The organism is Streptomyces sp. NPDC001927 (assembly GCF_053594455.1).
This window is the reverse complement of sequence record NZ_JBSFEN010000009.1, coordinates 146390-166088: the sequence shown is the minus strand read 5'-3', so window position 1 is coordinate 166088 and position 19699 is coordinate 146390. Positions and strand designations below refer to the sequence as shown.

General features: G+C 72.0%; 18 protein-coding genes. 7 read left to right on the top strand and 11 right to left on the bottom strand.

Annotated features, from left to right (window positions below):
* Positions 1 to 8 precede the first annotated feature (8 nt).
* Together ACWCO8_RS24805 and nirB are read right to left on the bottom strand one after the other, a co-directional pair.
* A complete protein-coding gene (locus tag ACWCO8_RS24805) occupies positions 9 to 1433 on the bottom strand; it encodes a NarK family nitrate/nitrite MFS transporter (protein ID WP_451034097.1) in 1425 nt (474 codons plus the stop codon).
* Between the two features lie 175 nt (positions 1434 to 1608).
* Positions 1609 to 4389, bottom strand: a complete 2781-nt coding sequence (gene nirB / locus ACWCO8_RS24800; protein WP_451034096.1) for a nitrite reductase large subunit NirB — start codon at positions 4387 to 4389, stop codon at positions 1609 to 1611.
* Between the two features lie 226 nt (positions 4390 to 4615).
* On the opposite strand from nirB, the gene ACWCO8_RS24795 reads away from it, so the two are divergent.
* The 4 genes from ACWCO8_RS24795 to ACWCO8_RS24780 all read left to right on the top strand — a co-directional run bounded on the left by ACWCO8_RS24795 (position 4616) and on the right by ACWCO8_RS24780 (position 8683).
* Complete coding sequence (locus ACWCO8_RS24795; protein ID WP_451034095.1) at positions 4616 to 5302, top strand: sirohydrochlorin chelatase; 687 nt, start codon at positions 4616 to 4618, stop codon at positions 5300 to 5302.
* A gap of 171 nt (positions 5303 to 5473) precedes the next feature.
* On the top strand, positions 5474 to 6664 hold the full coding sequence (locus ACWCO8_RS24790) for a low temperature requirement protein A (protein ID WP_451034094.1): 1191 nt from the start codon (positions 5474 to 5476) through the stop codon (positions 6662 to 6664).
* A 32-nt stretch (positions 6665 to 6696) separates the two neighbouring features.
* On the top strand, positions 6697 to 7770 hold the full coding sequence (locus tag ACWCO8_RS24785) for a P1 family peptidase (RefSeq protein WP_451034093.1): 1074 nt from the start codon (positions 6697 to 6699) through the stop codon (positions 7768 to 7770).
* Between the two features lie 67 nt (positions 7771 to 7837).
* Positions 7838 to 8683 carry a DUF6227 family protein gene (locus ACWCO8_RS24780; RefSeq protein ID WP_451034092.1) on the top strand — a complete coding sequence of 282 codons (846 nt, stop codon included), beginning with the start codon at positions 7838 to 7840 and terminating at the stop codon, positions 8681 to 8683.
* 19 nt (positions 8684 to 8702) lie between these two features.
* Here ACWCO8_RS24780 and ACWCO8_RS24775 read toward each other — a convergent pair whose 3' ends face one another.
* Together ACWCO8_RS24775 and ACWCO8_RS24770 are read right to left on the bottom strand one after the other, a co-directional pair.
* The gene (locus ACWCO8_RS24775; RefSeq protein ID WP_451034091.1) at positions 8703 to 10268 is read right to left on the bottom strand and encodes a glycosyltransferase family 39 protein; all 1566 of its coding nucleotides are present in this window, start codon (positions 10266 to 10268) and stop codon (positions 8703 to 8705) included.
* A gap of 9 nt (positions 10269 to 10277) precedes the next feature.
* Positions 10278 to 11360 (bottom strand): glycosyltransferase, encoded by a 1083-nt coding sequence (locus ACWCO8_RS24770; protein WP_451034090.1) that lies wholly within the window; start codon positions 11358 to 11360, stop codon positions 10278 to 10280.
* Between the two features lie 275 nt (positions 11361 to 11635).
* On the opposite strand from ACWCO8_RS24770, the gene ACWCO8_RS24765 reads away from it, so the two are divergent.
* Positions 11636 to 13114 carry a hypothetical protein gene (locus ACWCO8_RS24765; protein WP_451034089.1) on the top strand — a complete coding sequence of 493 codons (1479 nt, stop codon included), beginning with the start codon at positions 11636 to 11638 and terminating at the stop codon, positions 13112 to 13114.
* Between the two features lie 263 nt (positions 13115 to 13377).
* Here ACWCO8_RS24765 and ACWCO8_RS24760 read toward each other — a convergent pair whose 3' ends face one another.
* The 3 genes from ACWCO8_RS24760 to ACWCO8_RS24750 all read right to left on the bottom strand — a co-directional run bounded on the left by ACWCO8_RS24760 (position 13378) and on the right by ACWCO8_RS24750 (position 15085).
* Positions 13378 to 14559 carry a methyltransferase domain-containing protein gene (locus tag ACWCO8_RS24760; RefSeq protein WP_451034088.1) on the bottom strand — a complete coding sequence of 394 codons (1182 nt, stop codon included), beginning with the start codon at positions 14557 to 14559 and terminating at the stop codon, positions 13378 to 13380.
* A gap of 4 nt (positions 14560 to 14563) precedes the next feature.
* On the bottom strand, positions 14564 to 14695 hold the full coding sequence (locus ACWCO8_RS24755; RefSeq protein WP_384515481.1) for a hypothetical protein: 132 nt from the start codon (positions 14693 to 14695) through the stop codon (positions 14564 to 14566).
* Positions 14696 to 14824: 129 nt separating this feature from the next.
* Positions 14825 to 15085 (bottom strand): hypothetical protein, encoded by a 261-nt coding sequence (locus ACWCO8_RS24750; protein WP_451034087.1) that lies wholly within the window; start codon positions 15083 to 15085, stop codon positions 14825 to 14827.
* A 152-nt stretch (positions 15086 to 15237) separates the two neighbouring features.
* Between ACWCO8_RS24750 and ACWCO8_RS24745 the strand changes: the two genes are divergently transcribed.
* Together ACWCO8_RS24745 and ACWCO8_RS24740 are read left to right on the top strand one after the other, a co-directional pair.
* Positions 15238 to 15984, top strand: coding sequence for an XRE family transcriptional regulator (locus ACWCO8_RS24745; protein WP_451034086.1), 747 nt, complete (start codon positions 15238 to 15240; stop codon positions 15982 to 15984).
* 2 nt (positions 15985 to 15986) lie between these two features.
* Positions 15987 to 16457 (top strand): NUDIX domain-containing protein, encoded by a 471-nt coding sequence (locus ACWCO8_RS24740; RefSeq protein WP_451034085.1) that lies wholly within the window; start codon positions 15987 to 15989, stop codon positions 16455 to 16457.
* Positions 16458 to 16532: 75 nt separating this feature from the next.
* On the opposite strand, the gene ACWCO8_RS24735 is transcribed toward ACWCO8_RS24740, so the two are convergent.
* The 4 genes from ACWCO8_RS24735 to ACWCO8_RS24720 form a co-directional block, all read right to left on the bottom strand.
* Complete coding sequence (locus ACWCO8_RS24735) at positions 16533 to 17315, bottom strand: TSUP family transporter (RefSeq protein WP_451034084.1); 783 nt, start codon at positions 17313 to 17315, stop codon at positions 16533 to 16535.
* A 143-nt stretch (positions 17316 to 17458) separates the two neighbouring features.
* Entirely contained in the window at positions 17459 to 17884 is a 426-nt protein-coding gene (locus ACWCO8_RS24730; protein WP_451034083.1) for an HIT family protein, read from the bottom strand.
* Between the two features lie 80 nt (positions 17885 to 17964).
* On the bottom strand, positions 17965 to 18924 hold the full coding sequence (gene pfkB / locus ACWCO8_RS24725; protein ID WP_451034082.1) for a 1-phosphofructokinase: 960 nt from the start codon (positions 18922 to 18924) through the stop codon (positions 17965 to 17967).
* On the bottom strand, positions 18921 to 19682 hold the full coding sequence (locus tag ACWCO8_RS24720; protein ID WP_451034081.1) for a DeoR/GlpR family DNA-binding transcription regulator: 762 nt from the start codon (positions 19680 to 19682) through the stop codon (positions 18921 to 18923). The genes pfkB and ACWCO8_RS24720 overlap by 4 nt, the downstream gene beginning before the upstream one ends.
* Between the last annotated feature and the right edge of the window lie 17 nt (positions 19683 to 19699).

The following is a 19699-nucleotide window of genomic DNA, read 5'->3' as shown; positions in this document are numbered from 1 at the left end:
ACAGCCGGTCAGCTGGGCGCCTCCGCGCCCTTGCGGGCGTAGAACCACCAGGTCACGACCGTGCAGCTGGCGTAGAAGGCGACGAAGCCCCACATCGCGCTGGTCACGGCCACCGAGCCGAAGAGGGCCGGGATGAAGAAGAAGCCGTAGGCGGCGATGGCCGAGGTGAAGCCGGTGACGGCGCCGGACTCCATCTCCGACTGCTTCAGCGCCTTCGTGTACTCCGGGGTGCCCTCCGTGAGCCCCTTCAGGTGCGTCGAGCGGAAGATCACCGGGATCTGGCGGAAGGTCGAGCCGTTGCCGATCCCCGAGAAGAAGAACGCGGCGAGGAAGCAGAAGAAGAAGCCGTAGAAGTTGCCGGTGTCGGCGCCGGTCGGCAGGAAGCTGATGACGCCGATGATCGAGGCGGCCATGCCCACGAAGGACAGGATCGTCACCCGGGCGCCGCCCAGCTTGTCCGCGACCCAGCCGCCCGCCCACCGGGCCAGGGCGCCGACGGCGGGACCCATCCAGGCGTAGGTGGCGACGGAGTAGTCCGGGAAGGTGGTCTTGATCAGCATCGGCAGCGCGGCGGCGAAGCCGATGAAGGAGCCGAAGGTGCCGACGTACAGCCAGGTCATCACCCAGTTGTGCTTGCGCTTGAAGATGACCTTCTGCTTGCTGAACGGGGTGGAGGCGACCTTCAGATCGTTCTGGCCGAACCAGGCCACCGCCGCGAGGATCAGCAGCACCGGCACCCAGATGAAGGCCGCGTTCTGCAGGTAGACCGGGGTTCCGTCGGCCTTGTGCTGGGCCGAGCCGATCGCGATGGTCGAGAAGGTGATGACGATCGGCGTGAGCAGCTGGACCACCGAGACGCCCAGGTTGCCGAGGCCGCCGTTGATGCCGGTCGCGCTGCCCTTCTTCGCCTTCGGGAAGAAGAAGCCGATGTTGGCGAGCGAGGAGGCGAAGTTGGCGCCGCCGATGCCGCACAGGGCGGCGATGCCGACCATCACGGCGTACGGGGTCGACGGGTTCTGGATCGCGATGCCCAGCCAGATCAGCGGGACGATCAGCACGACCGTCGACAGCGCCGTGAAGCGGCGCTGGCCGATCCGCGGGCCGAGGAAGGTGTAGAAGATCCGGGCGGTGCCGCCGGTCAGACCGGGGATCGCCGTCAGCCAGAACAGCTGCGAGGTCGAGAAGCCGAAGCCGACGTCCTTCAGGTTGGTGGCGGTGACGCTCCACACCTGCCAGACGACGAAGGCCACCAGGAGCGCCGGGACCGCGATCCACAGGTTGCGGTTGGCGACGCGCTTGCCGATCGACTTCCAGAAGAGCTCGTTCTCGGGCTCCCAGTCGTTGATCGGCCTGCCGGGGCGGTACTGCTCCGCGTCGTACGAGGGTGCCGGCCCGCTCGTCGCCGCTCTGCTGTCCTGGACTACGGAACTCATGGCGCTTCCCTGGGGGTGGGGACTTCGGGGGTTTTTCCTTGCTCCTCCACCGTGCGCCCGTACATAAGGGGGAGGTCAGAGGCCATGGTCGCGACCTGAGCGGGCGGAGGTCCCGTCCGTCCCGGGCCGTCCGTCGCGGGTCATCCGTCACGGGCCGTCCGTCGCGGGCCGTCCGTCAGTCGCGGGCCGTCGGGACACCCACACCCGCCCCGACCTCGTGCACCGGCAGCGCGACCGACGGGTCGTCCAGGCAGACACCGGTCCGCAGCGAGAACTCCTGCTTGAGCATCGGCGAGGCCACCACCGGCTCCCCGTCCCGCGTCCCCATGATCCCGTCGGCGATCACGTCCGCCCCGGAGAACGGGTCGCGGTTGCCCACCGCGTACACCTCGCCCGTCCCGTCCCTGAAGAGCGCCGCCTCGCTGCCGTCCGCGAGCACCGCGGTCCGCCCGCGCCCCGGCTCCAGGAACTCCACCCCGTCGCCGTACGGGCCGAAGCGGGCCAGCGCCGCCGGGTCCTCCAGGACCGCGCGCCACTCGTCGCGGTAGGCCGCCACGTGCCGCCCCATCTGGGCCTCCAGCTCCGCGCCGATCCCGAGCCGGTCCTCGACCAGCACCTCCCGCAGATGGTCGAGGCCGCCGTCGAGCCGCTCCAGCCACGCCGACGTACGCTCCAGGCGCTCCCCGGTCCGTACGTAGTACATGAGGAACCGGTCGATCAGCGCGAAGAGTTCGGCCGCCGACAGGTCGGAGGCGAGCAGATCGGCGTGGCGGGGGCTCGCGCCGCCGTTGCCGCAGACGTACAGGTTCCAGCCGCCGGCGGTGGCGATCACGCCGATGTCCTTGCCGCGCGCCTCCGCGCACTCGCGCAGACAGCCCGACACCCCGCCCTTGATCTTGTGCGGGGCGCGCAGCCCCCGGTAGCGCAGCTCCAGGTCGATGGCGAGCTGCACCGAGTCGCCCTGCCCGAAGCGGCAGAACTTCGCCCCGACGCAGGACTTCACCGTCCGCAGGGACTTGCCGTACGCGTGCCCCGACTCGAAGCCCGCTTCGATCAACCGCCTCCAGATCCCGGGCAGTTCCGCCTTCCGCGCGCCGAAGAGGTCGATCCGCTGGCCGCCGGTGATCTTCGTGTACAGGCCGTGATCGCGGGCGATCTCGCCGATGACGATCAGCTGCTCGGCGGTGATCTCACCGCCAGGAACGCGCGGCACGACCGAATACGTTCCGTCCTTCTGGAGATTGGCGAGGAAGAGGTCGTTGGAGTCCTGCAGCGCGGCCTGCTCGCCGTGGAGGATGTGCGGCAGCCCGAGCTCGGGGCCGAGCGTCCCGAGGACGTTGGCGACGACGGGCTTGCAGACGACGCACCCCTCGCCCTTCCCGTACTTCTCGATCAGCTCGCTGAAGGACCGGATGTGTTCGTCCCGCACGCGCGCGTAGAGCTCCGACCGGGAGAGGTCGGGGAAGTGCTCGCACAGGCCGCGCGGCTTCTCGACCCCTGCGGCGTCGAGGACCGCCTGGAGGGTGTTCACGCAGCCGCCGCAGCCCGTGCCCGCCTTCGTGCAGCGCTTGACTCCGCCGACGTCGGTCAGGCCGTGCTCGGCGACGGCGGCGCGCACCGCGCCCTTGGTGACGTTGTGGCACGAGCAGACGACGGCGTCGTCGGGCAGGCTGTCCGCGCCGGGCAGCTCGCCGCCACCGCCCGCGGGCAGCAGAAACGCCTCGGGAGGGGCCGGGAGCCGGCGCCCGGCGTGCGGCATCAGCGAACCGTACGCCTCCGCGTCACCGACCAGGATGCCGCCGAGCAGCTGCCCGTCGGGGCCCAGCAACAGCTTCTTGTACACGCCCTCGCGGCCGTCGGAGAAGACGATCTCGGTGGCCTGCGGTCCGGCGGCGAACGGGTCGCCGAAGGAGGCCACGTCCGCGCCGAGGAGCTTCAGCTTGGTGGAGGTGTCGGCGCCGGTGAAGACCAGGTCGCCCTCCCCCGCGAGCCGGTCCGCGACCGTCTCGGCCATCTGGTAGCCGGGCGCCACGAGCCCGTAGACCCGCCCGTCGCAGGTCTGGGCGCACTCGCCGATCGCGTAGATGTACGGGTCCGTGGTGCGGCAGTGCTCGTCGACCGCCACGCCTCCGCGGTCGCCGACCGCGAGCCCCGACTCCCGCGCGAGCCGGTCCCTGGGCCGCACCCCGGCCGAGAAGACGACCAGGTCGGCGGGGACGCGGGTGCCGTCGGAGAGCTTCAGGGTGCGTGTCCGCCCGTCCGCGTCCGTCTCGATCTCGGCGGCGCCGACGCCCGTGTGCACGGCGACACCCATCGACTCGATGGTGGCCCGCAGCGCGGCGGCCCCGCCGTCGTCGACCTGGAGCGGCATGAGCCGCGGCGCGAACTCGACCACGTGCGTGGTCAGTCCGAGGGTCCGCAGCGCGCCCGCCGCCTCAAGACCGAGGAGCCCGCCGCCGACCACGACACCGGTGCGGCGGCCTTCGGCGCGGCGGTTCTCGGCGTACGAGGTGAGGGCCTCGACGTCGTAGAGCGTGCGGTACGTGAAGCAGCCGGGCGCGTCGGCGCCGGGGATCGGCGGGACGAACGGGTACGAGCCGGTGGCCAGGACCAGCGCGTCGTACGCGACGACGGCGCCGGAGGTCGTGGTGACCGTGCGGGCGGCCGTGTCGATCTGCTCGGCGGGGTCGCCCAGGCGCAGGTCGATGCCGTGCGCTTCGAGGAACTCGGCGTCGGCGAGACCGAGTTGGTTCGGATCCGTGCCCGTGAAGACGGACGAGAGGTGGACCCGGTCGTAGGCCGGAACGTCCTCCTCGGCGAGCACGACCACCCGCCAGCCGGGCGCCCCCGGGTCGGCGGGGTCGGCGAGCGCGCCGCGCTCGGCGAGCGCCTCCAGGAGACGGTGGCCGACCATGCCGTGGCCGATCAGCACGAGGGTCTGGGTGGGGGTGGCCATGGCGGGCTCTCCGAGAGGTAGAGGGATGTCCGTCTTCGACCGTAGGCGGGCCCGGGGGCCGGTTCGGGGCCGTGAAGGGCCCGAGGAGAGGGGACTTGTGGCCCGTCGGCGCGGGACCGATGGCGGTGCTGCCGGCGCGGCGGCCCGGCTTAGCGTGAACGGGTGGGGGCCGTGGGGCGTACGACACCGCCGGCCGCGGCCCCGACCTTCTTGGAGGTGCGTATCGATGCTGGTCCTCGCCGTGCACGGCAGCGCGGTCCCCGAGGCGGGGGCGACGATCGAGCGGCTCGCGGAGTCGGTGCGGCGGCTCACGCGCACGCGGGTCGAGGTCGGGCACCTGGACCACCAGGCGCCTTCGCTGGCGGACGTGCTCGCCTCCTGCCCGGGTGCGGTGGTCGTCCCGCTGCTCCTCGGCGACGGCTACCACCGGACCGTGGACATCCCGGCGGTCGCCCACCGCCACGACTGCGTCGTGACGCCCGGGCTCAGCGGCGTCCCGGCCGTGGGCCTGGCCCTGCACGACCGCCTCGCGGAGGCGGGCGGGCCCGGGGACGCGGTGGTGGTGGCGGGGGCCGGGTCCTCGCGACCGGGCGGCAACGACGGTACGGAGGCGGCGGCGCGGCTCCTCGCACGACGGGTGGGGGTGCCGGTGGTGACGGCGTACTGCTCGGCCTCGGAGCCGTCAGTGCCGGACGCGGTGGCGGGGCTGCGGGCGGCCGGCCACGCGCGCGTGGCGATCGCGACGCACCTCCTGGCCCCCGGCCGCTTCACGCACGCGCTCGCCGCCGTGCCGGGCGCCTGGACGGTCGCGGCTCCCCTGGGCGCCCACCCGGGCCTGGCCCACACGGTGGCGTGGCGCTACGGCGAGGCGTCCAGGTCCGCGCGGACCGACCTCGCCCTGAACGCCTCCTGACCACCCACGACCGTCAGGCAGCACCCACCACCGTCAGGAAGCGCCCCGCAACCGTGAGGCAGCGCCCGCATCCGTCAGGCAGCGCCGACGAGCGTCCCGTGAGCGCACAACCGTCCGGCAATCGCGTGCCGTGGCCCCCGCGCGGGTACGGGCTCTGGTGTCCTGGGGCGCATGACGCAACCGTTCCTGCCGCTCACCGCGCGGTCGCGCGACGAGGCGCACCGCGCCGCCACGCCGCTCGAGCTCTTCTTCGACCTCTGCTTCGTCGTCGCCGTCTCCCAGGCCGGTGCCGAGCTCGTGCACGCGATCGCCGAGCACCACGCCGCCGACGGGATCGCGCACTACGCGATGGTCTTCTTCGCGATCTGGTGGGCCTGGATGAACTTCACCTGGTTCGCCTCCGCGTACGACAACGACGACGTGCTCTACCGCGTCGTCACGCTCGTCCAGATCGCCGGCGTCCTGATCCTCGCCGCCGGAATCTCCCGGGTCTACGAGGACGACTTCTCCGTCGCCGTCATCGGCTACATCGTGATGCGGATCGCCCTCGCCTCCCAGTGGCTCCGCGCCGCCCACCACGCCTCGGACCCCGGCGAGCGCAGGATGTGCCGCCGGTACGCGGGCGGGGTGCTGCTCGTCCAGCTCGGCTGGGTCGCCTTCCTCTGGGCGCCCGAATCCGCCCAGCCCTGGATCTTCCTCGCCGGGGTCGTCGCCGAGCTGGCCGTCCCCGCGTTCGCGGAGAAGGACGTCAGCAGCCAGTGGCACCCGCACCACGTCTCCGAGCGCTACGGCCTGTTCACCATCATCGTGCTCGGCGAGACGATCTTCGCGGCGACTGTCGCCGTGAAGACGGGCGTCGCGGAGTACGACGCCCTGGACCAGGTGCTCCCGATCGCCGCCGGCGGCCTCCTGATCGTCTACGCCGCCTGGTGGATCTACTTCGCCGCCCCGGCCCACCTCCGGCTCTCCTCCAACCGGCGGGCCTTCCTCTGGGGTTACGGCCACTATCTGATCTTCGCCTCCGCCGCCGCCATCGGCGCCGGCATCGAGGTCGCCGTCGAACAGGTCGTGGGCAAGGCCCACATCTCCACGCTCGCCGCCTCCTCGGCCGTGACGATCCCCGCCGCGCTCTTCCTGCTCTGCGTGTGGGTGCTGCACGCCCGCTACTTCAAGGTCGGCATCGCGCAGCAGCTCGTGCTGCCCGTCTCGGCCCTGGCGATCCTGATGTGCACGTTCGCGGGCCGCTGGGCGGTCCTGATCGCGGGCCTCGTCGCGGCGGCGACGGTGGCGGTCGGCGTGACCCTCGCCTCGCGCAACCCGGCCTCGCGCGGTGCGGGACCCGGCCACGGTCAGGGCTACTGACCGAACACGCGTGGTACGCAAGGACCATGACCATGACGAACCATGACGCAATCACGGACGTGACCGGGCTACGGGTCGGCCACGCGCGCGTGGCGGGGCCGGGGGCGCTGAGCGGGACCACGGTCGTCCTCGCCCCGGAGGGCGGGGCGGTGGCGGCCGTGGACGTGCGCGGCGGCGGCCCCGGCACCCGCGAGACCGACGCGCTCGACCCCCGTAACCTCGTCCAGCGGATCGAGGCGCTGGTCCTGACGGGCGGCAGCGCGTACGGGCTCGACTCGGCCGGCGGGGTGATGGCCTGGCTGGAGGAGCGGGGGCGAGGGGTACGGGTCGGGCCCGAGCCCACGCACGTGGTCCCGGTCGTGCCCGCCGCCTGCGTCTTCGACCTGGGCCGGGGCGGCGACTTCTCGGCCCGCCCGGACGCGTCCACCGGGCGGGCCGCCGTGGAGGCCGCCGCCGCGACGGAGCTCCACGCGCGCGTGGAGACGGGCGCGGTCGGCGCGGGCACCGGGGCCGTGGTCGGCGGGCTCAAGGGCGGGGTGGGTACGGCCAGTACGGTCCTGGAGTCGGGGATCACGGTCGGCGCGCTCGTCGTCGTCAACGCGGTCGGCTCGGCGGTCGACCCGGAGACGGGCGTCCTGTACGGGGAGCTCTTCCAGGGCCGCCTCCCCGACCGGCCCGAACCGGCCGTACACGAGGAGGCGCGGCGGCGGCTCGCCGATGCGGCGGCCCGGAACGCCCCGCCGTCCCTCAACACCACCCTCGCGGTCGTGGCGACCGATGCCGACCTGAGCCGTGCGCAGGCACAGAAGTTGGCGGGCACGGCGCACGACGGCATCGCGCGCGCCGTGCGCCCGGTGCATCTCCTCAACGACGGGGACACCGTCTTCACCCTCGCGACCGGCGCCCGCCCGCTGCCCCCGGAGGCCGGGCCGCTCGCCCTCAACGAGATCCTCGCGGCGGGCGCCGACCTGGTGACCCGGGCCATCGCGCGGGCGGTCCGGGAGGTCGCCGAGGGGGTGGCCGGACCGGGCGGAGAGTTCCCCGCGCACCGCGAGCTGTACGGACCCGAGCCCACTGTCGACTCCCCGTCCAATAAAGGGAGTTGACGGATTCGGCCTTCCGGCGCGCGGGAACTTTCCGCGCGCCCCCTTCGTTTTGCCGAACCCGGACACGATGTCAGACCCAGGGACTACGTTTAGCAAGCACCAAGTGACATGCGGCGACGGCCTGGAGAACCCCTTGAACGATCCGCAGGATCCTCACGATCCGTACGAGACGACCGAGACGCACCTCGCGCGGCTCCTCGGCCGGGCGCTCAACTCCTTCGACCTCCCCGACAGCACGATCGAACGCCTGGAGACGGCGTTCGCCCACTCCAGCACGCTGCACTCCTCGCACCACAGCGCGTCGCTGCACCGCACGACGTACCGCCACACCTATCTGCTCGCCGACGGCACGGCGCTCGGGCTCTGGGAGCTCGTGCACAACTCCGGCCGGGCCGGCACCGAGCAGCACGAGCTGTACGCGGACGAGGCCGAGGCCCGGCTCGCCGCGTCCCGGCTGCCGACCCGTTTCGCCCCGGGCTGGGACGTGGAGCGCACGTCCGGGCCGGAGTTCGACGAGGACAACGACCTCGAGCTGCTGAGCGCGCTCCTGTCCCGTCCGATACCGAAGCAGCCCCGGATGTACGTCCCGGACAACTCCCCGGACCACGCCCGCCGGGTGCTGCGCCGCGCGGAGAACCCTGACCGGCCCGGCGAGCAGACGGCCCGCCGGCTGCGGATGGCCTTCGCGCACCACATCACCCAGGCCTTCGGCCGGCTGTGCACGGTGGAGGGCGGTGGCCGGGACGCCGGATTCACGCTCTACGAGCACGCGTTCCTGCTGCTCGACGGCGGCGAGCTGAGCCTGTGGGAGGTGGAGCACACGGCGACCCCGGACGGCCGCCACATGTGCGAGGTCTACGAGGACGAGCACGCGGCCCGCGAGGCGATGGAGCACCGCGCCCGCGTGCGGTGAGCGGGCGGGCGCGTTCCGCTCAGGTGGTCGTGCGGACGAGCAGGGCCACCGTCACGCCCGTCAGCCGCTCGGTGCCGGTCGCGGTGTAGCGGGCGCGGAGGGCCCGCGCCTGCTCGGTCGGGAGCGCGTCGAACGGATCGGCCGCGTCACCGGCCACCACCAGCCAGATCCGCTGCTCCGCCTTCAGGCAGGCGACCGGGTCGGGGCACTCCGTCGACCACAGGTCCGCGCGGTCGGCGGACGACGTGGCGAGGAAGACATCGCGCGGCCGCAGCTCGTCCCGCAGATAGAAGCGGACACCGACGTCGAGCATGCGCCAGTAGTCGTCACCCCGGTCGAACGCCACCGCGTCCCCCGGCCGGTGGTACTTCTCGATGGTCCGCGCGGCGCCCTCGTAGTCGATGCCGTGCCAGAAGTGCGCGTACGTTCGGCGGACCGCCTCCTGGTCCGGCAGCGTCAGCACGACGAGCGCCACCAGGACCGCCGCGACGACACCCCGGGACCTCGGCCCGGCGAGCCCCGCGAGCCCCGCTCCGGCGAGGACGGCCCACGCGGGGAGGGTGAAGAGCAGATAGCGGAAGTAGAAGTACGAGACGTCACCGTGCGAGACCGCCCAGAGCAGCAGCGGGGGCAGCACGGCGAGCGCGGAGACGACGAGAACGGGGCCCCGGGCGGCCGGCCTACTGGGCGTGGCGCGGCGCTCGCCCCACGCCAGTACGGCGAGCGTGGTCACGGCCCCGGCGACCAGCGCGGAGGCGTACAGCTGAGGCAGGAAGGTGACCAGACTCCACACGTCCGGGCCCGGGATCCAGGAGATCTGCCGGCCCGCCTGCGCCCGCCCGAGGAGAGCGACCGGCGCGACGGCGGCGGTCCCGGCCAGCGCGGCGAGGCCGAAGCGCAGGGCGATCGGGCGCTCCTCGCGGGCCCGCAGGGCCACGGCGACCAGATGCCCGGCGAGCACGGTCAGCGCCACGATGTGCAGCAGGCCGACCGCCGCCACGCACAGTCCGTACGCGGCCCAGCGCCACCGGCTCTCCGGCCGGTCCAGCGCGCGCAGGAGCAGCAGCGTGGAGACGGTGACGGCGAGGACGACCAGGGCGTACGGGCGGGCCTCGTGCGCGTAGCGCGTGACGACCGGGGTGAGCGCGAAGAGGAGACCGGCGGCAAGCCCGGCGCGGGCGCCGAAGAGACGCCGGCCGATCAGCGCCGTACAGCCGGCGGTGCCGGCCATCGCGAGGGCCGAGGGCATGCGCAGCGCGGCGGCGGAGTCCCCGAAGACGGCCATCCAGCCGTGCAGGAAGAGGTAGTAGCCGCCGAGCACCGCGTCCACGCGCTGGACCGTGTCGAGGAGCTGCCCGGTGGACCGGGCGGCCATGTCCCAGGTGTTGAGCTCGTCCTGCCACAACAGCGGCCGGCCGATCGCGTACACCGACAGCGCGAGCGCGACCAGCGTCGGCCACAGCCAGACGCCGTGCCGCCGCCCCCGTACCGCGTCCCGTCGATCGCCGGGGCGGGGTACGGGACGGGACGGGCGGTCCGCGGGCGGAGAGAGGGTGGCAGGGGGCGTCGGGGAAGGGGTCGCCATGGCCGGGCCTCAGTCCCGCACCGCGGCGGCCGGCTCCGGGATCGGGGCGGCCTGCCCCAGACCTCGTACGGCGAACTCGCGGTTGGTGCGGGTCTGTTCGCGGTAGGTCTCCGGCAGGTCCGGCAGGGCGAGCAGCCGGTCGCAGGCCGCGAGGGAGGCCGCGTGGTCGCCGACCCAGTACGCGGTGATCGAGTACTCGAAGAGCAGCCCCCACCGGTACACCCACGGCTGCATGAAGAGCAGGTCGTCCGGCTGCTTCCGGCCGACGACGGCGGAGACGACCGCGTGCGCGGAGTGGTTGCGGCCCCGCAGCCGTAGCCGCGAGGCCAGTTCGTAGCAGGCTTCGAGCCGCTCGGGCCGGGCGTCCCAGGCGCGCGTCAGGGTGTCCATCGCGGCCGGCCAGTCACCGGACTCGGCCCGCAGGACGCCGGCCTGGAGCAGCGCGTAGTAGACCTCCTCGGCCCAGCCGCCCATGGCCGCCCGGCGCTCGTAGAGGGCGATCGCGTCGGCGGTGCGGCCCAGGTCGCGCATGGTCTGCGCGAGGTAGAAGACCGTACGGACGTTGGAGGGGTCGCGTTCGAGTTCGGCGCCGAGCAGGCGGGCGTCGCGTTCGAATTTGTCGTGGCGCGAGCCCCCGTCGGCGTGGTCCTGGATGAACAGGGCGTCGAGGTTCTCCTGGACGTGGTCCTGGTCGGCCGTCAGGTACTCGTGGGTGACGCCCTCGTACCGCCACGGCAGATCGCCCCTGACCAGGCGTTTGATGCGGTACTCCAGGGCGCCCTCGTGGCGGAGCATGTAGGCGTCGGCGGTCAGCGGGGGCAGGGGGCCGTCCTGGCGGAGGACGAGGTCGGCGTCGAGGAGAAGGATGTAGTCGGCGCGGCCCCGGGCGTGGGAGATGTTCAGGCTCCGGTTGTGCCCGAAGTTCACCCAGGGCTCCTCGTGGAGCTCGCCGGGGATGCCGTCGAGCGCCTTCCTGATCAGGTCCTGGGTCCCGTCGGTCGAGCCGGTGTCGGAGATGACCCAGGTGTCCACCAGGTCGCGGACGGAGGAGAGGCACCGTTCGATGACACGCGACTCGTTCTTGACGATCATGCACAAGCAGACGGACGGCTTCACGGCAACACCGCTTCCGGGGGGTCGGTCGGGCAGCGACCGTACGCACGGGCTTGCGAGACGGCGGGACGGCACGCCGACAGCCCGCCCGGAGTTCGCTACCGCGTACGCATCCATTGGGATTCCACCCCTAGGCCAAGGCGTTGAGACTCCGCCGAAGCCGTCAAGTCTTCGCCGTCGCGAACCGATGATCGTATCGGAAGCCTGTGCGCTTCCCGGTAAGACACTCGATCCGGTTGAGAAGGAGCAGGTGTATGAGTCCTGATTCCAGGACAAGGACCAGGTCCTCGCTGGGACCGCTTCCCCGTCGACGCGCGTGGCTGGGCGGCAGCGCCCTCGCCTCCGTCGCACTCGTGCTCACGGGTCTCGCGACTCCGGCGGTCGGTGGCGTACGGAACGAGGGCCCGGAGGGTCCCGCGTACGACGTACGAGAGATGTACCCGGCCGGCGAGGACTGCGAGGAGCGGCCGCACCACGAGGACGGCCCGCCCCCGCACCACGAGGACGGCCCGCCGAGGCACGAGGACGGCCCGCCGCCGCACGAGTACCAGGGACCACCCGGTCACGAGGGTCCGCGGATGTCGGGGGTGCCGGGTGTGCCGGGCGACCTCCAGCAGTACCTCGACCACGAGGTCGGCCGTTTCATGGGCGGCCCCCCGAACCACCTCCGCGCGGGCGCCTGGGGCGGTCCCCCGGACCACTGCAAGGAGGGCCCGACGGGGCCCACCGGTCCCACGGGCGCCACGGGCCCGACGGGCCCGACCGGCGACACCGGAGCCACGGGGCCCCAGGGGCCGCAGGGCGAGACGGGTGAGACGGGCGCGACGGGTGCGACGGGCGAGACCGGCGCGACCGGGGCTACGGGCGAGACCGGAGCCACGGGTGCGACGGGAGCCACCGGTGAGACCGGTCCCGCCGGTCCCACGGGTGCGACCGGCGCTACGGGTGCCACGGGTGCCACGGGCGAGACCGGAGCCACCGGCGCGACCGGTGCCACGGGTGCCACGGGTGCCACGGGCGAGACCGGACCCGCCGGACCCACGGGTGCCACCGGAGCGACCGGGGCCACCGGCGCGACCGGCGAGACGGGCGCAACGGGAGCCACCGGAGCGACGGGTGAGACCGGACCGACCGGCGCGACCGGAGCCACCGGAGCGACGGGTGAGACCGGACCGACCGGCGCGACCGGAGCCACCGGAGCGACGGGCGCAACGGGAGCCACCGGAGCCACGGGTGAGACCGGACCGACCGGCGCGACGGGAGCCACCGGCGCGACCGGAGCCACTGGCGCAACGGGCGCCACCGGAGCCACGGGTGCCACCGGAGCCACAGGCCCCACCGGGCCCTGCTCCGACATCGACACCTTCGCCCCCAACGACGACGAGGACTTCCAGGTCGTGCTGACCGGCGGCAAGGTGTTCGCGGGCCGGGGATCGGCGGTCGGTGGCACGATCACCTGGACGGACCTCACCAACCCGGCCCCGGTCGGCATGGATCCCGCCAACCCCAACTACCCTGCCGGCGTGTGCGCCGTCGCCATCGAGGAAGCGGACGACGAGGCGTACATCAAGGTGCTCACGGCGAATGGGCAGGTGTGGCAGACCCACGGTGACGTCAACGGAAGCAACTTCATCTGGGACGAAGGCTGGTTCCAGCAGACAACCCCACCGGTGGCGCTGCGCACCACCAAGTTCACGCGGGGCCTGCCCCCCGGAGTCATGAACCGCTCCTGACCCGGTAGGAAACACCCCCGAGGGGCGGTGCGTCGCTCGCCCGACGCACCGCCCCTCGGGGCTTTCCAGGACTGGCCGGTCAGAGACTGCCGGCGACGAAGGGCACCATGTAATGAACGAGATACCCGTAGCCAGACACTTGACCTGTCTGACCTATTGGAGCGGGTGTTCCGGGCTCCTCACTGAACGGACAGGGGTTCTACGACCGGACCACCCCGGATGCTGTCCAGGCGAGGGGTGGTCCGGTCTCTGGTTGTCGTAGCTCAGCCCGTACGGGGCACCATCTGGTCGGCCCGGTCGAGCCACGGCGCATGCGTGCCGTCGGGCCTCACAGTCAGGCCGAAGCGTTCCGGGCCCGGCCTGCCGACGTTGTGCCACCAGGCATGAGCCGCCTCCACCTCGCTCCACAGCCGGCGCGGTCCGTACTGCCACACGGTGAACCGGTCCTCGCTGCGTCCGTCCCAGTCGACTGCCGCCCATGAGGTGGCGTCCGTGGTCGCGAGCCATAGCCGTGAGGCGACTCCGTCCACGGCCGGGTCGTCGTGCCAGGACCTCCACACGTCCCGCGTCTGGAGGCCGATCGCGAACTGGGCAGCGAAGTCGTTGCCCGTGACCGCCCACGGAGACAGGCCGGTCGAGGACTCATCCGGCACATGGTCCTCCCGCACCACGTCCCGGTAGATCCGCAGGTCTGTGCGCTGGTTGCGCATCAGCATGAAAGCGGAGTGCGGGTGGAACAGGCCCGACGCCTGGCCGTCGGTGTCCACGACCAGGTGTGCCAGCCCGTAGCAGACCCACGGGGTCTCCCACGGCGTGAGGATCACCCCACCCGGACGGGTCTGCTCCACCCAGGCACGAGGCACCTCCCGCACGGAGCAGGTGGCGATGATGCGGTCGTACGGTGCCGAGGCCGGGTGGCCGGCCGCGCCGTCGCCGCAGATCGCCTCCGGCTCCAGGCCCACCTTCTTGAGGTTCAGCGCGGCCTGTACGGCGAGGACCGGATCCACCTCGACCGTGGTCACGTTGTCCGCTCCGAGGCGGTGGGCGAGGAGACCGGCGTTCCAGCCCGTTCCCGTACCCACCTCCAGCACCTTGTGTCCGCTCTTCACGTCCAGCATGCCGAGCATGCGGAAAACGATCGAAGGGGCGGAGGCGGAAGATGATGCCCATGATTCGGACACGGCGGGGGCGTGCCCGTCGTTGATCTGGGTCACTACCGAGTCGTCCGCGTAGGCCGCGCTCATCCATCCGCCCGGATCCGTACTCCGGTCGCACGGGTGCAGGTCCTCACCGAGCCACACACGCTCAGGCAGGAACCGGCGCCGGGGTACCGCCCAGAACGCCTCCTCCCACACCCGCCCCAGGGGCGCGCCGAGATCCGCGGTGACCTCACCGAGCAGACCACGCATCGCGATCTGCTCAGCCGCCTCATCGTCCGTGGCCACGGCCTCAGTCCTTCTTGTGCTTCGGTTCAGGCTTGGGCGACTTGGTGTCCGGCGACGGCTTAGAAGTGCCCGGGTCCTTGCCACCCGAGTGCTGACCGTTGCCGCCGCTGCCGCCCTTACCGGTTCCCCAACCCATGGATGCTCCTTTGTAGTTGCTGTCAACGAACGTGGTGCAACCCGTCTGCGGCTTCCCCGTCACGACCCAAAGCGGCCGAACGACCGAGGGCGGGAGATCATCGGTAGCGGCCTCCGGCCGATGACGCGCTCACAGGCCCGCCCGGCTGTTGCTGTTCTTGGCGTCCAGGCGCGCGCTCAGCTCTTCCCGCGCGCTGGGCGCCACGACGTCGCCGGGCATGGCCTCCCACTCGACGCCTCCTCGCAGCGGCCGCAGCTGCACACGCCCGCCGACCTCGCCCATGACGACACCGATGCGCCCACCGGCCACGTCCTTGGCCACATCACCGATGCCAGGCCGCGACTTCGGCTGACCTACGCCCGGCAGGGGCTTTGCGTTGTGTGTCGTCATCACCTGAGCCGCTCCATCTCGATGCCGCAGACGCGTTCCGCGATCATCGCGTCGGCCAGAAGGACGGAGGAACCTCCACCAAACCCCACTTCGGGACGTCCCACGTCCGGTAGAACGTCCCTAGTGCCGTCCCAAGGATCAGGGGGAGACTCGTGCCGAACGAGAGACTTCGTGCCGTCATGGCGGACGGAGGCTGGACGTACGCCGCCCTCGCGGAAGAGGTCGATGTAGACCCCAAGTCCGTTGAACGATGGGTCAATCTCAGTCGTACGCCACGCCGGATCACGGCCATGCGGGCGGCAGAGACCCTAGGAGAAGACGTGCACGCACTCTGGCCGGCACTGCGCCAGGCGCGCGCGGCGCGAGCGATAAGCCCGGAACTCATGACGCTCTATGAGCAGAGGGCGGATGTCCCCGTGTCAGCGTTCGTGGACCTGTTGACCCAGGCACGCGAGCGCATCGACGTGCTGGTCTACGCCGCCGTCTTCCTGCATGAGGCGTACCCCCGACTGAACGATCTCTTTCGGGAACGAGCCGCAGACGGCTGCGCGATCCGCATCGCGGTAGGTGACGCCGAGAGCGAGAACGTTCGGGCTCGCGGCCGGGAGGAGAGGTTCGGCCACGGCATCGAGTCTCGCTGCCAACTGGCCCTCATGCACTACCGACCCTTGATCGGCGTGCCCGGCATAGACGTCCGGACTCACGACACGACGCTCTACAACTCCCTCTACCGTGGCGATGACCAGTTGCTGGTCAACGCCCACGTCTGGGGGGTCAACGCGTACGCGGCCCCGGTGTGGCATCTTCGGCGAAGCGGCGAAGGTGGCATGTTCGAGACCTACGCCGAGAGCTTCAACGCGGTGTGGTCCACAGCGACCCCCGTGCAGCACGAGGGGTGACCATGGGACGAGCCGAGTTCTACGACGACCCGAACGCACCCAAGCCGAACAGCATGGTTGTCGCAGCCTCGGCGGTCGTCACCGACGAGCAAGGGCGCATCCTTCTCCAACGTCGACGCGACAACGATCTCTGGGCCCTCCCCGGCGGGGGCATGGACCTCACCGACTCGCTTCCCGGCACGGCCGTCCGCGAGGTCAAGGAAGAGACCGGCTTGGACGTGGAGGTCACCGGGCTGGTCGGCACGTACACCGACCCGAGGCACATCATCGCCTACTCGGACGGCGAGGTGCGCCGCCAGTTCAACGTCTGCTTCACCGCACGCGTCGTCGGTGGCGAGCTGGAAATCTCGGACGAGTCGACGGAGCTACGGTTCGTCCCTGCAGACGAGCTGGACCAACTTCCGATGCACCACACGCAGCGGCTCAGGATCCGCCACTTCATGGAGCACCGCGAACAGCCCTATCTCGGCTGATCCCAATTCCGCTCTGTCTCTGTTCACGAGTTTCGACAGCACCCAGTGGCTCGGGGCTGCTGGACACTGCGCACATCAGCGAAGGACCTGAACTGCGTAGAGCGCGCCGATTCCGGTGGCGAGGGTCCCGAGCAGAAGCCGGAGCGCCGTCTCGGGCAGGTGCGGCTGGAGGCGTGCGCCGAGGTATCCGCCGAGGAGGCCGCCGACGCCGCAGGACAGGCCCAGCAGCCAGTCGGGGGCGATGTCGCCGGTGGCGGCGAGGGAGAGCAGCGCGTAGGTGGCCGCGCCGACGACGGAGGTCACGAACGTGGAGGCCAGGGCGGCGGGCACGACAGTGGCGACCGGTGCTCCGCGCCCGACGAGGATCGGGCCGAGCAGGGACCCGCCTCCGATCCCGTAGATACCCCCGGCCACGCCGACGGCCAGGGCCAGCGACGTCGTCGTACGGGGCGAAGGCTGGTCGCGGGTGCGGGGTGGTGCCGGGCGTAGGGTCCGCAGCCACAGCCAGAGTCCGAGTGGCAGGAGCAGCGCAGCTACGAGGAGCCGGAAGACGCGCGGGCCGGGAACGGCGAAGACGCGGATCACGGCGCCGACGACGACACCAGGGACGGTGCCCGCGACGAGTAGCCGGGTCAGCGGCCCGCCCAGCCGTCCGGCCCTCCAGAAACGCAGGAGGGCGCCCGGGCCCGCCACGACGTTGTAGAGCAGATTCGTCGGTGTCACGGCCGGACTCGGCACGCCCAGGACACTGACCTGGACGGGCAACAGGAAGACCGCTCCGGAGACGCCCACGGGTGCGGTGGTGATCGATATGAAGAGCCCGGCGGCGAACCCGAGCAGTCCCGTCGACCACTCCACGACGTCCCCCTCGGCACTCTTCAAGCGGCACCCGGAACAGGCTCCGAATCAGGCGCCTCCCGTTCTCATGAAGAGCGCCCCCCGCCCCGATCCAACCGCCTCTCGAAGCGGTGAGGAACCGGCGTCCAAACTGTGGTTCTGGCTCAACTTGTGTGGTGCCGGCCCGAAGCAAGAGCGTCGGCAAGCCGCGCCCCCGGATCTCCAGTGACGTGATGTACGGAGCGCCCGGCCGGCCAGGTCGAGATTCCGTCGTCCACCCACCGCGGAACGACGTGGAAGTGCAGATGGGGCACTGACTGCTCCGATCCTGGGCCACTGGCGCTGAGGATGTTCACGCCTGAGGCGTTCAAGGCGGTCCGCGCGGCCTCGGCCACGCGCTGGATCAGTGCCGTCATCACGGCAAGGACCTCGGGCGGGGTCTCAAAGACGTCCGGGTAATGGAGCGTTGGAACCACGAGAGTGTGACCCGGCGCCAGCGGGTCCAGTGGAGTAAAAGCACAGGCCACCGGCCCACGAGCCACCCAGCTCGCGGTGCCTTCACGGATGAGCCCGCAGAATATGCAGTCCATGTGACCGACCCTGCCAAACGCGGATGTCACTGGCCAACCGGCTTTGGGGTCTGGTGGGAATGCGGGAGCGGCCCACGGCTTCACAGACGTTGTGCCCTCCCTTGCTCGCTGAGTTCTCGGTCGAGGGGTACGTCGGCGGTCACGGTGACCGCCGACGGGTTCAGGTCGGCCGGGGTGGGCATCTCGCTCCCCGGCAGCTGGACGGCCGCCGCGCCGTGCGCGACCGCGGCCGCGAGCGCCTCCGGGCCTTCGCCGCCGGCCGTGAGGAAGCCGGCCAGGGAGGCGTCGCCCGCGCCGACGTCGGAGCGGACGGTGTCGACCGCCGCCGCGCCGAACCAGGTGCCGTCGGCGGTGACGAGCAGCTGGCCGTCCGCGCCGAGGCTCGCGAGGACCGCGCCCGCGCCGCGCAGGCGCAGCTCCTCCGCCGCCTTCACGGCGTCGCCGACGGTGGCCAGGGGCCGGCCGACGGCCTCGGCGAGTTCGTCGGCGTTCGGCTTGACGACGTCGGGGCGGGCCGCGAGGGCCGCGTTGAGGGAGGGGCCCGAGGTGTCGAGGGCGATCCGGGCGCCCGCGCCGTGGGCACGGGTGACCAGTTCGGCGTACCACTCGGGCGCGAGGCCGCGCGGGAGGCTGCCGCAGCAGGCGATCCAGTCGGCGGCCGGCGAGTAGGCCCCGACGGCGGCGAGGAGGGTCTCGGCCTCGTCCGAAGTGAGCTCCGGTCCCGGCGCGTTGACCTTCGTCAGCGTGCCGTCCGGTTCCGCGATTGCGATGTTGGAGCGGGTGTGGCCGGCCACCGGCACCGGCGCGACCTCGATGCCCTGTTCGGCCAGCAGTTGGGCGACCAGCGCGCCGGGCGCCCCGCCGAGCGGGACGACGGCCACGGTCCGCCGCCCGGCGGCGGCGACCGCCCGGGAGACGTTGACGCCCTTGCCGCCGGGGTCCATCCGCTCGGCGGAGGCCCGCAGCACCTCGCCGCGCTCCAGGGCCGGGACCTCGTAGGTCCGGTCGAGGGAGGGGTTGGGGGTGACGGTGAGGATCATGTGCGTACGACTTCCGTTCCCGCGGCCTCGATCGCCGCGGCGTCCTCGGGGCTGAGCCCGGTGTCGGTGATGAGCAGGTCGACGTCGGTGAGGGCGCCGAAGCGGGCGAAGTGCTCCTCGCCGTGCTTGGCCGAGTCGGCGAGCAGCACGACCCGGCGGGCGGAGGCGATCACGGCCCGCTTGACGGCGGCCTCGGCGAGGTCGGGGGTGGTGAGCCCGAGTTCGGGCGAGTAGCCGTTGGCGCCGAGGAAGGCGACGTCGGCGCGGATCTCGCCGTACGCGCGCAGCGCCCAGGCGTCGACGGCGGCGCGGGTACGGTGCCGGACCCGGCCGCCCACGAGGTGGAGGTCGATGCCGGGGTGGTCGGCGAGCCGGGCGGCGACGGGCAGGGCGTGGGTGACGACGGTCAGTCCGCAGTCGAGGGGGAACGCGGCGGCGAGCCGGGCGACGGTGGTGCCGGCGTCGAGCACGACGCTTCCCTCGTCGGGGAGTTCGGCGAGGGCGGCCCGGACGATCCGGTCCTTCTCGTCGGCGGCGGTCCCCTCGCGCTCGGCGAGGTCGGGCTCGAAGTCGAGCCGCCCGGCCGGTATCGCGCCCCCGTGCACCCGGCGGACGAGTCCGGCCCGGTCGAGGGCCTTGAGGTCGCGCCGTACGGTCTCGGCGGTGACCTGGAACTCCTCGGCGAGGGAGAGGACGTCGACGCGTCCGCTCTCCCGGGCGAGCCGGAGGATCGCCTGCTGTCGCTCGGGTGCGTACATGTGGTTTTACATCCGTC

Excerpts from the sequence above, each read along its gene's own strand:
- ACWCO8_RS24775 (WP_451034091.1), bottom strand. The coding sequence starts at position 10,268 with ATGGCGACCCCTTCCCCGACGCCCCCTGCCACCCTCTCTCCGCCCGCG.
- ACWCO8_RS24785 (WP_451034093.1), top strand. The coding sequence starts at position 6,697 with ATGACGAACCATGACGCAATCACGGACGTGACCGGGCTACGGGTCGGC.
- ACWCO8_RS24795 (WP_451034095.1), top strand. The coding sequence starts at position 4,616 with ATGCTGGTCCTCGCCGTGCACGGCAGCGCGGTCCCCGAGGCGGGGGCG.
- ACWCO8_RS24740 (WP_451034085.1), top strand. The coding sequence starts at position 15,987 with ATGGGACGAGCCGAGTTCTACGACGACCCGAACGCACCCAAGCCGAAC.
- nirB (WP_451034096.1), bottom strand. The coding sequence starts at position 4,389 with ATGGCCACCCCCACCCAGACCCTCGTGCTGATCGGCCACGGCATGGTC.
- ACWCO8_RS24805 (WP_451034097.1), bottom strand. The coding sequence starts at position 1,433 with ATGAGTTCCGTAGTCCAGGACAGCAGAGCGGCGACGAGCGGGCCGGCA.
- ACWCO8_RS24755 (WP_384515481.1), bottom strand. The coding sequence starts at position 14,695 with ATGGGTTGGGGAACCGGTAAGGGCGGCAGCGGCGGCAACGGTCAGCAC.
- ACWCO8_RS24750 (WP_451034087.1), bottom strand. The coding sequence starts at position 15,085 with ATGACGACACACAACGCAAAGCCCCTGCCGGGCGTAGGTCAGCCGAAG.
- ACWCO8_RS24730 (WP_451034083.1), bottom strand. The coding sequence starts at position 17,884 with ATGGACTGCATATTCTGCGGGCTCATCCGTGAAGGCACCGCGAGCTGG.
- ACWCO8_RS24765 (WP_451034089.1), top strand. The coding sequence starts at position 11,636 with ATGAGTCCTGATTCCAGGACAAGGACCAGGTCCTCGCTGGGACCGCTT.
- ACWCO8_RS24720 (WP_451034081.1), bottom strand. The coding sequence starts at position 19,682 with ATGTACGCACCCGAGCGACAGCAGGCGATCCTCCGGCTCGCCCGGGAG.
- ACWCO8_RS24790 (WP_451034094.1), top strand. The coding sequence starts at position 5,474 with ATGACGCAACCGTTCCTGCCGCTCACCGCGCGGTCGCGCGACGAGGCG.
- ACWCO8_RS24780 (WP_451034092.1), top strand. The coding sequence starts at position 7,838 with ATGTCAGACCCAGGGACTACGTTTAGCAAGCACCAAGTGACATGCGGC.
- ACWCO8_RS24770 (WP_451034090.1), bottom strand. The coding sequence starts at position 11,360 with ATGATCGTCAAGAACGAGTCGCGTGTCATCGAACGGTGCCTCTCCTCC.
- pfkB (WP_451034082.1), bottom strand. The coding sequence starts at position 18,924 with ATGATCCTCACCGTCACCCCCAACCCCTCCCTCGACCGGACCTACGAG.